This is a genomic window from Serratia sp. CY71090, assembly GCF_052166845.1.
Lineage (GTDB): Bacteria > Pseudomonadota > Gammaproteobacteria > Enterobacterales > Enterobacteriaceae > Serratia > Serratia nematodiphila.
Genome location: NZ_JBJNOA010000004.1, coordinates 66800 through 80448 on the forward strand (window position 1 = coordinate 66800; position 13649 = coordinate 80448).

General features: G+C 61.5%; 9 protein-coding genes and 3 tRNA genes. 6 read left to right on the forward strand and 6 right to left on the reverse strand.

The window, feature by feature from the left end:
* Positions 1-11: 11 nt before the first annotated feature.
* Positions 12-746: a succinate dehydrogenase/fumarate reductase iron-sulfur subunit gene (locus ACJ8OK_RS10010; protein ID WP_004929676.1), complete on the reverse strand. Its 735-nt coding sequence runs from the start codon at positions 744-746 to the stop codon at positions 12-14.
* Complete coding sequence (frdA, locus tag ACJ8OK_RS10015) at positions 739-2535, reverse strand: fumarate reductase (quinol) flavoprotein subunit (protein ID WP_033631602.1); 1797 nt, start codon at positions 2533-2535, stop codon at positions 739-741. Before frdA ends, ACJ8OK_RS10010 begins: the two co-directional genes overlap by 8 nt.
* A 385-nt stretch (positions 2536-2920) precedes the next feature.
* Between frdA and epmA the strand changes: the two genes are divergently transcribed.
* Positions 2921-3898 (forward strand): elongation factor P--(R)-beta-lysine ligase, encoded by a 978-nt coding sequence (gene epmA, locus ACJ8OK_RS10020; protein ID WP_033631603.1) that lies wholly within the window; start codon positions 2921-2923, stop codon positions 3896-3898.
* 67 nt (positions 3899-3965) lie between these two features.
* Here the strand turns inward: epmA and mscM are convergent, their stop codons facing one another.
* The 3 genes from mscM to rsgA form a co-directional block, all read right to left on the reverse strand.
* Entirely contained in the window at positions 3966-7313 is a 3348-nt protein-coding gene (mscM, locus tag ACJ8OK_RS10025; RefSeq protein WP_049300341.1) for a miniconductance mechanosensitive channel MscM, read from the reverse strand.
* A gap of 13 nt (positions 7314-7326) precedes the next feature.
* A complete protein-coding gene (asd, locus tag ACJ8OK_RS10030) occupies positions 7327-8220 on the reverse strand; it encodes an archaetidylserine decarboxylase (RefSeq protein WP_099982769.1) in 894 nt (297 codons plus the stop codon).
* 76 nt (positions 8221-8296) lie between these two features.
* Positions 8297-9346 carry a small ribosomal subunit biogenesis GTPase RsgA gene (rsgA, locus tag ACJ8OK_RS10035; protein ID WP_033641617.1) on the reverse strand — a complete coding sequence of 350 codons (1050 nt, stop codon included), beginning with the start codon at positions 9344-9346 and terminating at the stop codon, positions 8297-8299.
* Between the two features lie 244 nt (positions 9347-9590).
* Between rsgA and orn the strand changes: the two genes are divergently transcribed.
* The 4 genes from orn (at position 9591) to ACJ8OK_RS10055 (ending at position 10676) form a co-directional block, all read left to right on the forward strand.
* Positions 9591-10136 carry an oligoribonuclease gene (gene orn, locus ACJ8OK_RS10040; protein WP_004929689.1) on the forward strand — a complete coding sequence of 182 codons (546 nt, stop codon included), beginning with the start codon at positions 9591-9593 and terminating at the stop codon, positions 10134-10136.
* Between the two features lie 192 nt (positions 10137-10328).
* A tRNA-Gly gene (locus tag ACJ8OK_RS10045) sits at positions 10329-10404 on the forward strand.
* Between the two features lie 66 nt (positions 10405-10470).
* A tRNA-Gly gene (locus ACJ8OK_RS10050) sits at positions 10471-10546 on the forward strand.
* A 54-nt stretch (positions 10547-10600) separates the two neighbouring features.
* Positions 10601-10676, forward strand: a tRNA-Gly gene (locus ACJ8OK_RS10055).
* A gap of 311 nt (positions 10677-10987) precedes the next feature.
* Here the strand turns inward: ACJ8OK_RS10055 and queG are convergent.
* Positions 10988-12127 carry a tRNA epoxyqueuosine(34) reductase QueG gene (queG, locus tag ACJ8OK_RS10060; protein ID WP_099982771.1) on the reverse strand — a complete coding sequence of 380 codons (1140 nt, stop codon included), beginning with the start codon at positions 12125-12127 and terminating at the stop codon, positions 10988-10990.
* On the opposite strand from queG, the gene nnr reads away from it, so the two are divergent.
* Entirely contained in the window at positions 12126-13640 is a 1515-nt protein-coding gene (gene nnr / locus ACJ8OK_RS10065; protein ID WP_235363087.1) for a bifunctional ADP-dependent NAD(P)H-hydrate dehydratase/NAD(P)H-hydrate epimerase, read from the forward strand. The genes queG and nnr overlap by 2 nt on opposite strands.
* The last annotated feature ends 9 nt before the right edge of the window (positions 13641-13649 follow it).

A 13649-nucleotide genomic window follows, 5' to 3' on the forward strand; every position in this document is an offset into this window, starting at 1 on the left:
ATTTTTCTCCCTTATTGCGGCTTCAGCATGGCGATCATGAAGTCTTTGGCGCTCTCCACCTTGCCCTGCTGGATGGCGGCGGCGGGATCGACGTGTTTCGGGCAGACTTCAGAGCAATAGCCGACGAAGGTGCAGCTCCAGACGCCGTTTTGGCCGTTGAGCTGCGGCATGCGCTGTTTCTTGCCGTGGTCGCGGTTGTCCAGGTTATAGCGGTGCGCCAGCGTGATCGCCGCCGGGCCGATAAACTCGGGGTTGAGGCCGAACTGCGGGCACGCGGCGTAGCACAGGCCGCAGTTGATGCAGCCGGAGAACTGGTGGTATTTGGCCATCTGCGCCGGGGTCTGCACGTTCGGGCCATCCTCCGGTTTGCGATCGTTACCGATGATGTACGGTTTGATCGCCTCCAGGCTTTCGATGAAGTGGGTCATGTCCACCACCAGATCGCGCTCGATCGGGAAGTTGCCCAGCGCTTCGACCTTCATGCCGCCGACGTAGTCGCGCAGGAAGGTTTTGCACGCCAGCTTCGGCACGCGGTTGACCATCATGCCGCAGGAGCCGCAGATCGCCATGCGGCAAGACCAGCGGTAGGAGAGGTCTGGCGCCAGGTTATCCTTGATGTAGCCCAGCGCATCGAGCAGCGAGGTCTGTTCATCATAAGGCACGGCGTAAGTGACGAAATGCGGCTCGGCGTCACTTTCCGGGTTATAGCGCATGACGTCGATCTTCAGGGTTTGCATCTCAGCCATTTGCCTGCTCCTTATTCTTTTTCTCCTGCGCTTCGGCTTCTGCGCCGTAGACGCGTTTGGCCGGCGGCAGCTTGGTGATTTTCACGTCGCTGTATTCGAGACGCGGCGCGCCCTGCGGGTTATGGAACGCCAGCGTATGCTTGAGGAAGTTGACGTCGTCACGCTCGGTGCAGCCTTCGTCCAGGCGCTGGTGGGCGCCACGCGACTCTTTGCGGTTAAATGCGGAGTGCGCCATGCATTCGGCGACGTCCAGGCCGTAGCCCAGCTCGATGGTGTACAGCAGATCGGTATTGAACACGCTGGTGTTGTCGGTGATTTTGACGCGTTTGAAGCGCTCTTTCAGCTCGGCCAGCTTATCGATGGTTTTTTGCATCAGCTCCGGCGTGCGGTAGATGCCGCAGCCTTCTTCCATCGACAGCCCCATTTCGTCGCGGATCTTCGCCCAGTTTTCGTTGCCTTCCTGCTTCATCAGGTTGCTCAGGCGGGTTTCGACGTCGCGGGTTTGCGCATCCAGCGCGGCGCCGTTGGCCGGCGCGGTTTCCAGCGCGCGGCGCGCCGCGTGCTCACCAGCGACGCGGCCGAATACCACCAGTTCCGCCAGCGAGTTGGAGCCGAGACGGTTGGCGCCGTGCAGGCCGACGGAGGAACATTCGCCGACCGCGAACAGCCCCTTGATGCGGGTTTCGCAGTTCTGGTCGGTTTCAATGCCGCCCATGGTGTAGTGCGCGGTAGGGCGCACCGGGATCGGATCTTTCACCGGATCGACGCCGACATAGGCCTTGGCCAGTTCGCAGATGAACGGCAGCCGTTCCAGCAGCTTTTTCTCGCCCAGGTGGCGCAGATCGAGGTAGACCACGTCGCCGCGTGGGGTGGCGATGGTGCGGCCGGCGCGCCATTCGTGCCAGAAGGCCTGGGACACTTTGTCGCGCGGGCCCAGCTCCATGTATTTGTTCTTCGGCTCGCCCAGCGGGGTTTCCGGGCCCATGCCGTAGTCTTGCAGGTAGCGGTAGCCGTCTTTGTTCACCAGGATGCCACCTTCGCCGCGGCAGCCCTCGGTCATCAGGATGCCGGAACCGGGCAGGCCGGTCGGGTGATACTGCACGAACTCCATGTCGCGCAGCGGTACGCCGTGGTGGAACGCCATGCCCATGCCGTCGCCGGTGACGATGCCGCCGTTGGTGTTGTAGCGGTAAACGCGCCCGGCGCCGCCGGTGGCCATCACCACCGCGTTGGCGCGGATCTGCACGCGGGTGCCTTCCATCATGTTGAGCGCCACCAGGCCGCGCGCCTGGCCGTCATCCACCAGGATATCCAGCACGAAGTGCTCGTCGAAGCGTTGAATTTGCGGGTATTTCAGCGAGGTCTGGAACAGGGTGTGCAGCATGTGGAAGCCGGTCTTGTCGGCGGCGAACCAGGTGCGTTCGATCTTCATGCCGCCGAAACGCCGCACGTTGACCGAACCGTCCGGTTTGCGGCTCCACGGGCAGCCCCACTGTTCGAGCTGGGTCATCTCGCGCGGGCACTGATGCACGAAGTGATCGACCACGTCCTGCTCGCACAGCCAGTCGCCGCCGGCGACGGTGTCGTGGAAGTGGTAGTCGAAGGTATCGTGATCCTGAGTGACGGCGGCGGAGCCCCCCTCGGCGGCGACCGTGTGGCTGCGCATCGGGTAGACCTTAGAGATCAGCGCGATTTTCAGTTGGGGATTGGCTTCCGCTGCGGCTATTGCTGCACGTAAACCAGCGCCCCCGGCCCCAATAATGGCAAGATCGGCGTTAAAGGTTTGCACTGCATTCCTCCAATGTTCTTGTTAAGAACGGCAAGTTAAATATCTATGCTTAAAATTTAGCGAACTCTTCGGGTGCTAACTAATTGAACCGATTAATGTTGCTTAAAGGTTAAGGATAGATATCTCCCACCAATAATGGGGAATTAACTATACCTAAAGTTAAGTAGTCGAAATTTGATGTGATCGATTGTTTTGTCGATTAACGCTTGCCCAACAGGCTTGCCTGCCTTTTCGCGCGTTCGGCGTGCTTTACCCTTTTTAACGCGCTTTTGCCGCCTATTTATCGGAAATTGGCGTTATGGCCGGTTGCGCATCGTGAAGAATTTGTTTGGCTGCAAGGATGCGAGTAGACTGCATCCCCTGTTTGATTTCGGAGTTAATTACCATGAGCGAAACGGCAAGCTGGCAGCCTAGTGCACCCATCGCCAATTTGTTGAAACGCGCAGCGATTCTGGCTGAGATCCGGCGTTTCTTCGCCGATCGTGGCGTGCTGGAAGTTGAGACGCCCACCATGAGCCAGGCGACGGTCACCGACGTTCACCTGTTCCCGTTCGAGACGCGTTTCGTCGGGCCGGGGGCGGCAGAGGGCCTGACGCTATACATGATGACCAGCCCGGAATATCACATGAAGCGCCTGTTGGCGGCGGGCAGCGGCCCGATCTACCAAATGGGGCGCAGCTTCCGCAATGAAGAAGCCGGGCGGCATCACAACCCGGAATTCACCATGCTGGAGTGGTACCGTCCGCACTACGACATGTACCGCCTGATGAATGAAGTGGACGATCTGCTGCAGCAGGTGCTGGACTGCGAGAGCGCGGAGACCCTGTCTTATCAGCAGGCGTTCCTGCGCCATCTGGACATCGATCCGCTGTCGGCGGAGAAGGCGCAGCTGCGCGAAGCGGCGGCCAAACTCGATCTGAGCAACATCGCCGATACCGAAGAAGATCGCGATACGCTGCTGCAGCTGCTGTTCACCGTGGGCGTGGAACCGCATATCGGCCGTGAAAAGCCGGCGTTCGTTTACCACTTCCCGGCCAGCCAGGCGGCGTTGGCGGAGATCAGCACCGAAGACCACCGCGTGGCGGAGCGTTTCGAGGTGTACTTCAAGGGCATCGAGCTGGCGAACGGTTTCCGCGAGCTGACCGACGGCCGTGAACAACAGCAGCGCTTTGAGCAGGACAACCGCAAACGCGCGGAGCGCGGCCTGCCGCAGCAGCCGATCGACTATCACCTGTTGGCGGCGTTGCAGCACGGCATGCCGGAATGTTCCGGCGTGGCGCTGGGCGTGGATCGTCTGGTGATGCTGGCGCTGGGCGCCGAGAGCCTGAGCGACGTGTTGGCCTTCCCGGTCGGGATCGCCTGACGTTTCAGGCGGGGAAAAAAGCAAAAAGGGTCGGCATTTGCCGACCTTTTTTTATCGCGAGAAGCGCTTACAGCCCCCCGGCATCGCGCTTGGTGTTCGGCGCCGGCGTAGACGGCGGCGTACGGCCGTTATTGGTCAACCGCGACAGCGTCTCGGTGCGCACCTGGAACGGCGGGTACGGCAGCGTGATGCCGTGCTCGCGATAGCCCGCCAGGATCAGCTGGTGGATCTCGTGGCGCAGCGGCATGCGGTGGCCCATCTCGGCGGCGTAAATACGCATCTCGAAGATCTGGATGCCCTGTTGCAGATCGACCAGGTAAACCTCCGGCGCCGGATTATCCAGCACCAGCGAGCAGCGTTCGGCGGCGTTCATCAGGATCTTGGTCACCTCCTCGCTGTTGGCTTCGCCCGGCGCCGGTACGGTCAGCACCACACGGGTCAGGGTGTCCGACAGCGACCAGTTGACGAACTGTTCGGTGATGAACGCTTTGTTCGGCACGATGATCTCTTTGCGATCCCAGTCCGAAATGGTGGTGGCGCGGGTATTGATCTTGGTGACGGTGCCGGTCAGGTTGCGGATCGTCACGGTGTCGCCGATGCGGATCGGTTTCTCGAACAGGATGATCAGGCCGGAGATGAAGTTGGAGAAGATCTCCTGCATGCCGAAGCCCAACCCCAGACTGAGCGCGGTAACCACCCACTGCAGTTTTGACCATTCGATGCCGATCCAGGCGAAGCTGAGCACCGCGCCGAACAGCAGCAGCAAGTACTTGGTGATGGTGGTGATGGCGTAGCCGGTGCCCGGCGACAGATCCAGGTGCTGCAGCACCGCCAGCTCCAGCAGCGCCGGCAGGTTGCGCACCAACTGCATGGTGATGATCAGCACCAGAATGGCGATCAGCACCGCGCCGAGGGTGATCGGGTGGGCGGTCTCTACGCCGTTGACCGTCGAGGTTACGTCCCACAGCGAGATGTTTTCCAGGAAGGCGAACGCGGAGTGGATCTCGGACCACAGCACGATCACCGACACCAGCGCGATCAGCGTCAGGATCGACCGCACCAGCCGCAGCGACTGGGCGCTGATGGTGTCCAGATCGAAGTCCGAATCGTCCGGATCGATGGCGCCTTCGGTGCTGTTCGGGGTGTGCGAGGTCTCGTCTTCACCGCGGGCGCGCTGGGCCAGGATGTCGGCGCGGCGCTGTTTGGCGCGATCGAAGGCGATGCGCCGCCGTTGGATCAGCATCCAGCGGCGGATGATGTGGTAGATGACCAGCAACAGGAACCAGATCGCCACCGAGGTCTCCAGGCGCGCCAACAGCGCCTGCGCGGTGGTGAGGTAACCGACGGTCGAGGCCAGCGCCGCCAGCAGCGGCGCCGACAGCAGCAGCCCCCAGAAGGCGCTGTTGAGCATGTTGTCGCCGGAGCCGTTTTTATCCAGATACAGCGGAATGCCGGCGCGTTTCAGGCTGTGGGTGACCAGCGCCAGCGCCAGACACAGCAGGATAAAGCACAGCCGCCCCAGGGTGTTGGCGAACTCGCGCTCTTTCAGGCTATCGAAGGTGATCAGCGCCATGATCAGCGGCACGATCAGCCAGATCGACATCTTGTAGTAGCGCATGGCGCGCGAAACCTGCTTCGCCGGCCAGCGGAAGTGCACGATGAACAGCCCCTGCGGGTGGGCGAAGGCGGCGCAGATCATGCAGATCCACAGGATCGGCAGCGTGGCGGTCACCCCTTTGCCGATCGCTTCCGCCACCGGGTAGTTCCAGGCGCTTTGCAGGCCGTAACCGAGCGCGGCCCACAGCACCGGCAGCGGCATCGCCACCAGAATCGACCAGAACACGGTGCGCACCGTGAGGAAGAATTCGTCCTGCGTCACCTTGCCGACGCGGCTGCTGGCGCGCTCGAGGAAAGCGTGATAGTGCTTGCGCGAGCTGATGCTGAAAATCACCAGCAGCAGGGCGCCGAAGATCGGGATCAGCGTTTCGCGGCTGGTCACCATCATCATGAAGGCGCCGCCGAGCTGCGACAGCGTGTCCAACGACAGGACGCGCGTTAGATCGTGCGCCACGTTGAGCGGATAAGAGAAGTTGATCGGATTGACGTCCGGCACCCAGAACAGATAGCGGTGGGTGGCGTCGCGAATTTCGTTCAACGCTTCGATCAGCTGGGTATTGGCCACCTTCAGCTTGGTCAGCTCGAGGATTTGGGTGTCGCAACCGGACAGCAGCGAGTTCAGCAGCTCGCGCTGGGTGCGCAGCTGGGCATCGACGATGCGCTGCTCCTGGTTGGTCAGCGCGCTGCCGTCGTCGCGCTTGAATTCGCGCTGCGACAGCTTTTCCAGCTGGTTTTCAAACTGCAGGCGCTGCACGCGCAGCTGGGCCATGTCGCCGTCCAGCTGTTGCGGCTTGGGCATTTCCGGCAGCGTCGCCACCTGGGCGCGCAGGGTTTCCCCCAGCGCCGACGACGAGCCGAGCCATTGGGCCTGTTCGATGATGGTGCTCAGCGCCTGGCGCACCTGCAGCGTCTGCGCCGCCGCCTGCCGCTGCTGCGACGAAATCAGATCCATGCGCTGCGCCTGGCTGTTCAGCGCGGCGGACAGTTCGCGGTTGATCTGCAACTGCTGGCTGATGCTTCTTGGCAAGTCGCCATTCTGCTCGGCCAACTGCTCGGTTTTTTCCAGCGCCAGTTCCGCTTCGCGTTGGCGCTGGGCATTGAGGTTGTTGCGCAGCGCCTGCAGCTGCACGTCTATTTTCTCGTGGCGCTTTTTATAGACCTCGGCGCGCATGCGCGCCAGCTCCTGCCGGTTGTTGGCCGACAGTTGCGCCAGCTCCAGCTCGTCCACTTTGGCTTTGCGCGCCGCCGCTTCGGTCTGCAGCAGGGCCAGGGCGGCCTGCGCGTACGGCGTGGTCGGGTTGGCGGGCTGCGCCTGCAGGCGGCGCTGCACTTCCGTCAGCGCACGGCGAGCGTCGGTCTGCTGCTGCGGCAACTGGCCGAGCGAATCGCTGATTTCCCGCGTGCGATCCTGCTCTTGCTGCAGCAGGCGCGCCTGTTCCAGCAGCAGGCTGCTGGTTTGCAGGATCTGCTGTTCCAGCTCGGCGGCCGGCAGATCGTCGCCGTTCGGCAGGATCTTGTTGCTTTCCAGCACCAGCTGACGGCGCAGCTCCTGCGTCATCTTCGGGAAATCGTCGATCACTCTCTGATACTGCTCGGAGCGAGTCTGCGACTCTTTGCGCTCCGTCAGCCAGTTGAGGGCGCTTTGCAGCGCCTCGGTGGTCTCCGCCTGATTCGGCGCGTTTTTGCTGCTTTCCGCCTGCTTCAACTCCTGTTTGAGCTGGGTCTCGGTCGGCACGGGGGCGGCCAGCGCCGGTTGCCACAACAGGCAACCGAGCAAAAGCGTGATGAAAAGGCGCACGGCGTCGATTCCTTTAGATCGGGGTCTGTGGTGTTTCAGCGGCGGCCGGGATTTCGGCGAAGGCTTCACCCATGCGGGTGACGGTGCCGTTATGCAGCTGCGGCGCAAACTGCACGCTGCCTGCGGTAAACAGGTTGATCACCGTGGAGCCGAGTTTGAAACGGCCCATCTCGGCGCCTTTTTCCAATGTGATGGCGCCTTCTTCACCGGCGGCCGGGTAGGTCCAGCGCTTGATAATGCCTTCGCGCGGCGGCGTGACGGTGCCGGCCCAGACGGTTTCGATGCTGCCGACGATGGTGGCGCCGACCAGGATTTGCACCATCGGCCCGATGTCGGTGTCGAAGACGCAGATCACGCGCTCGTTGCGTGCGAACAGGTTAGGCACGTTGGCGGCGGTGAGCGGGTTGACCGAGAACAGATCGCCCGGCACATAGATCATTTCGCGCAGTACGCCGGCGCACGGCATGTGTACGCGGTGATAGTCGCGCGGCGCCAGGTAGGTGGTGGCGAACAGGCCGTTGCGGAACGGCTCGGCCAACAGGTAGTTGCCGGCCAGCAGCGCTTCCAGGCTGTAGTGGTGGCCTTTGGCCTGGAAGATTTGATCCTCGCGGATCGGGCCGAGCTGGCTGATGGCGCCATCGGCGGGCAGCGCCAGCCAGTTGGCGTCGGTGACGATCGGGCGCGCGCCATCGCGCAGCGGGCGCACGAAGAAATCGTTGAAGGTGGCGTAAGACGCCAGGTCCGGGTTTTGCGCTTCCTGCATGTCCACGCGGTAGTAGCGGGCGAAGGTTTTGACCACCAGTTGGGTCAGCCAGCCGGCACGTTTGTCGGCGCCCCAGCCCGCCAGGCGGGTCAGCGCCAGCTTCGGCAGCCAATATTGCAGTTTAATCTTGATGCTATCCAGCACGTTAACCTCGTGAATCAGGGTAAAGGGCGCGCATTGTAACGAGGGCTCCGCCGTCGTCAATGCCCGCCCGTCAGTGTCAGTCTGCGGCGTCCGTGAAGTTCTTGCGAACCTTCACCTGCGCCATGCTTTCCAGAATGCGGTGGTAGTTGTCGAAACGCTCTTGCGCGATATCGCCTTTCTCCATCGCCGCGCGGATAGCGCAGCCGGGATCGGTATCGTGGCGGCAGTCGCGGAATTTGCAACCGCCTAAATAATCACGGAATTCGACAAAGCCGCGGGTAATTTGTTCCGGCTCCAGGTGCCACAGGCCAAACTCGCGCACTCCTGGGGAGTCGATCACGTCGCCGCCGTGCTGGAAGTGGTACAGCCGCGCGGCGGTGGTGGTATGTTGCCCGAGGCCCGAGACGTCGGAAACCTGATTTACCAGAATTTGCTCTTCAGACGGCGGCAGCAGCGCGTTCAGCAGGCTGGATTTGCCGACCCCCGACTGGCCGGCGAAGATGCTGATGCGCCCGGCCAGCGCCTGTTCGAACTCCGCCATGCCTTCCCGCGTTTGGCTGGAGACTTCCAGCACCCGGTAGCCAATCTTGCGATAGATATCCATCATGCCGTCGACCAGCTTGCGCGCTTCGGCGTCCAGCAGGTCAATTTTGTTGAGCACGATCAGCGGCTCGACTTCGAGCGTTTCGCAGGCCACCAGATAGCGGTCGATGATGTTCAGCGACAGCTCGGGCAGGATCGCCGACACGATGACGATCTGATTGATATTGGCGGCGATCGGCTTCACGCCGTCATAGAAGTCCGGGCGCGTCAGCACCGAGGTGCGCTCGTGCACCGCTTCCACGATGCCCTTCACCCCTTCATGGGCGCCCAGGCCGGGGCGCCACACCACGCGATCGCCGGTGACCAGCGAACGCAGCGTGCGGCGGATGTTGCAGCGGTGCTGAGTGCCATCCGGCGCCTCAACGTCGGCGTGCATGCCGAAACGGCTGATGACGACGCCTTCCTGCGGCTCGCCCAGTTGGGAATCATCCGGTTCCGGTTTGTTATCGGCGCGCTTCAAACGGCGCTGATGGTTCGCCTGCACGCGGCGTTGCTGACCTTTGGACAGTTTGTTCTTACTCACTGCGCCTCACTTGAATCGGTTTTATACCTTTACGTATATGCACAGCCGCGGCGGGGAGTTGCCCCCGGCGCAGCCTTGAACCCGTCAGGGTATATGTCGCCCAAGGCGACCAAAAAGACTATGATACACGCTATTTTATATTAAATAACCGTTGTTAGCCGCCGGCTGCGGCGCGTCGCCACCGGCGGCGCCCGTCGTCTCGTCCGCACAGCGTTTTTCTCTCGGCTTTTAGGCAGGAAACATCATGACAGGAAACGAAAATAACCTGATTTGGATCGATTTGGAGATGACCGGGCTGGATCCCGAGCGTGACCGCATTATCGAGATCGCCACGCTGGTCACCGACGCCAACCTGAACATCCTGGCGGAAGGGCCGGTGATCGCCGTGCACCAATCCGACGAGCAGTTGGCCTTGATGGACGAGTGGAACGTGCGCACCCATACCGGCAGCGGGCTGGTGGAGCGGGTGAAAGCCAGCCGCCAGGACGATCGCGCCGCCGAGCTGGAAACCATCGCCTTCCTGCAGCAATGGGTGCCGGCCGGCAAATCGCCGATCTGCGGCAACAGCGTGGGCCAGGATCGCCGTTTCCTGTTCCGCTACATGCCGGAGCTGGAAGCCTACTTCCATTACCGCTACCTGGACGTCAGCACGCTGAAGGAACTGGCGCGCCGTTGGAAGCCGGAAATTCTCGGCGGCTTTAAGAAGCAGGGCACCCATCAGGCGCTGGATGACATCCGCGAATCGGTGGCCGAACTGGCTTATTACCGCGAACATTTCATTCAGCTTTAAGGCGATGGTGGCCCCTGCGGGGAAAACACGCCGTTTTTAGCCGCTTAATTCGCCAATCTGGCGCTTTAATCGGCAATCAAACAAAAATCGCGTTTTTTTGCTTTCAGGGGCTTGCGGCAAAAAGGATTTCTCGTATAATGCGCACCCCGTACCGATGAAGAATTTCGTAACGTTCCACCATCGATACGCCGGGCGGGAATAGCTCAGTTGGTAGAGCACGACCTTGCCAAGGTCGGGGTCGCGAGTTCGAGTCTCGTTTCCCGCTCCAAATTCAACAATGTCGCGATGCGGCATGATGAATAAATAAAGCAGTATCAAGCAGTACCTATGCGACGCGGGAATAGCTCAGTTGGTAGAGCGCAACCTTGCCAAGGTTGAGGTCGCGAGTTCGAGCCTCGTTTCCCGCTCCAAAAATTCAAAGGTCACGCCAGTGTTTGGTGACCGGATGCCGAAAGCATCTCTATGCGGGAATAGCTCAGTTGGTAGAGCACGACCTTGCCAAGGTCGGGGTCGCGAGTTCGAGTCTCGTTTCCCGCTCCAATTTTCTCTTCGTTTCAAACTCAAGTCCAACGCCTTATCCGGCGCGGATTTTTGTCCCGTTTTACACGCCCGGTAAAAATGTTGTGAACAGAGTTATCCACAGCCTCTGCACATAAACTCGCCTGCCTGAAAAATCAACGTTATACAAATTAAATATTTATCTATTTGATTTATATGCTTATTTATTTATCCCAAAACGTTATGCCGATCACTTGCTCTTTTTGTTGCAGTTGAAAGACAACGTGTTTTTATTTTTATGCACAAATCCACAGAGTAAGGATGCCGATGATGCGGCCGCGCGGCGCACGCCGTCAGGCGTCCCTCGGCAAACCTTTTTCCACAGCCCGTATCAGCCGTTTTTTCTGTGCCGTCTGCACCTCGATGCCCTGCGCTTCACGGCGAGCAAGCTGTTGCGCCAGCGCCCAGTGGATATGTTCGTCCAGCATGCTGTCCTGGCCCAAACGCGTGCGCAGCGCGAGCACGACGCCGTCCTCATAAGGCGCATTGCCCAGCGCCACGGCGATATTGCGCAACCAGCGCAGGTGGCCGATGCGGCGTATCGCCGAGCCTTCGGTGATGCGCAGGAATTTTTCTTCTGTCCAGTTGAACAGATCGATCAGCTGCGGCGCATGCAGTGCGGCGCGCGGGCTGAAATCGTCTTCGTCAGTGAGCTGCGAAAAGCGATTCCACGGGCAGATCAGCTGGCAGTCGTCGCAGCCGTAGATGCGGTTGCCGAGCAGCGGGCGAAATTCTTCCGGGATCGAGCCTTCCAGCTCGATGGTCAAGTAGGAGATGCAGCGCCGGGCGTCGACGGTATAGGGGGCGACGATGGCGCCGGTCGGGCAAGTGGTGATGCAGGCGACGCAGCGGCCGCACTGTTCTTCCTGCGGCTGATCCACCGGCAGCGGCAAATCGATCAGCAACTCGCCGAGGAAAAACCACGACCCGGCTTCACGGTTGAGAATTAGTGAGTGTTTACCAACCCAGCCAATGCCCGCCTTGGCGGCCAGCGCGCGCTCCATCACCGGCGCAGAATCGACAAAGGGGCGGAAATTCAACTCGCCGCAGTATTCCTGGATCTGATCGCCCAGTTTTTTCAGGCGCTGGCGCAACAGCTTGTGATAGTCACGCCCCAGCGCGTAGCGGCTGACGTAGCCCAGTTGCGAATTCTGCAAGGTGCTGGCGAACGCCGCCTTGGCCGGCAGGTAGTTCATGCGCACGCTGATCACTCGCAGCGTGCCCGGCAACAGTTCGTGAGGGCGTGCGCGCAACATGCCGTGGCGCGCCATCCATTCCATCTCGCCGTGGTACTGCTTGTCGAGCCAGGCCTGCAGCTTCGGCTCTTCAAGGCTCAGATCGGTATCGCAGATGCCAACCTGCTGGAATCCTAGCGATTGCCCCCATAGCTTGATATGTTGGGCGAGTTGATGGAGATCGAGGGGGTGCGTCATGACGGGCCACAGTGAAAAAGCATACGCTGACAGTTTACCACACTCTGTCTGGCCTGCGGATTGGATCCGTCGCTCGGAACCCGCGGCGGCGGCCTCGCTCGGTATTTCTCTTTACGATTTGATGCAGCGCGCCGGTCAGGCGGCCTACGCGCTGGCGCGCAACGCGTATCCCTCCCGCGACCACTGGCTGGTGCTGTGTGGCCACGGCAACAACGGCGGCGACGGCTATGTGGTGGCGCGCCTGGCGAAGGCGGCAGGCGTGCAGGTGACGCTGATCGCCTGCGAAGGCGCACGCCCTTTGCCACCGGAAGCCGCAGCGGCTCGCGAGGCCTGGCAATCTGCAGGCGGCGACATTCTGCCGGCGAACAGCCGCTGGCCGGCGTCTGTTTCGCTCATTATCGACGGCCTGCTGGGCACTGGCCTTGGCAGCGCGCCGCGTGCGCCTTACGACGCGCTGATCGAGGCCGCCAACCGCCATTCGGCGCCGGTGGTGGCGCTCGATGTTCCGTCCGGCTTGTTGGCGGAAAGCGGCGCGGCGCCAGGCGCGGTGGTGCGTGCCGCGCACACCGTCACGTTCATCGGCCTCAAACCGGGGCTGCTGACTGGCCAGGCGCGCGACTGGGTCGGGCAACTTCATCAGAATGCGCTAGGCTTATCGGGTTGGTTGGCGAAGCAACCGGAGCAGATTCAGCGGCTTACCGCCGAGGTGTTGCCGCGCTGGCTGCATCCGCGCCGCCCCTGCGCGCATAAGGGCGAGCATGGCCGCCTGCTGTTGGTGGGCGGCGATAGCGGTTTCGGTGGCGCCATTCGCATGGCGGCGGAGGCGGCGCTGCGCAGCGGGGCTGGATTAGTGCGAGTGCTTACTCACATTGATCATGTTGCGCCGCTGCTGGCGGCCAGGCCGGAGCTGATGGCGCAGGCGCTGGACGAGGCGACGCTGCGGCAGGCGATGCAATGGGCGGATGTGCTGGTGATTGGCCCGGGGCTGGGCCAGGCTGAGTGGGGCAAAAACGCCTTGAACGTGCTGCAAACCAGCGATAAACCAGCCTTGTGGGACGCCGATGCGCTGAACTTGCTGGCATTAAATCCCGAGAAACGGCAGAATCGCGTGATGACTCCGCATCCTGGAGAGGCGGCGCGGCTGTTGAGCTGCAGCACTGCCGACATCGAGAGTGATCGCTTACTTGCCGTGCGCAAGCTGACGGCGCGCTACGGCGGCGTGGCGGTGCTGAAAGGCGCCGGTACGCTGATCGCCGATGAGCAGGGGCAGATGGCGATCGCCGACGTCGGCAATGCCGGCATGGCCTCCGGCGGCATGGGCGATGTGCTGTCGGGCATCATCGGCGGTTTGCTGGCGCAAAAGCTCCCGCTGTATGATGCCGCCTGTGCGGGCTGCGTCGTGCATGGCGCGGCCGGCGATCGCGTAGCGGAAAGACAAGGAACAAGAGGCATGTTGGCGACCGATTTACTGCCGGACATCCTTCATTTCGTTAATCCTGAGTGGGCAAAATAGACTTTATCG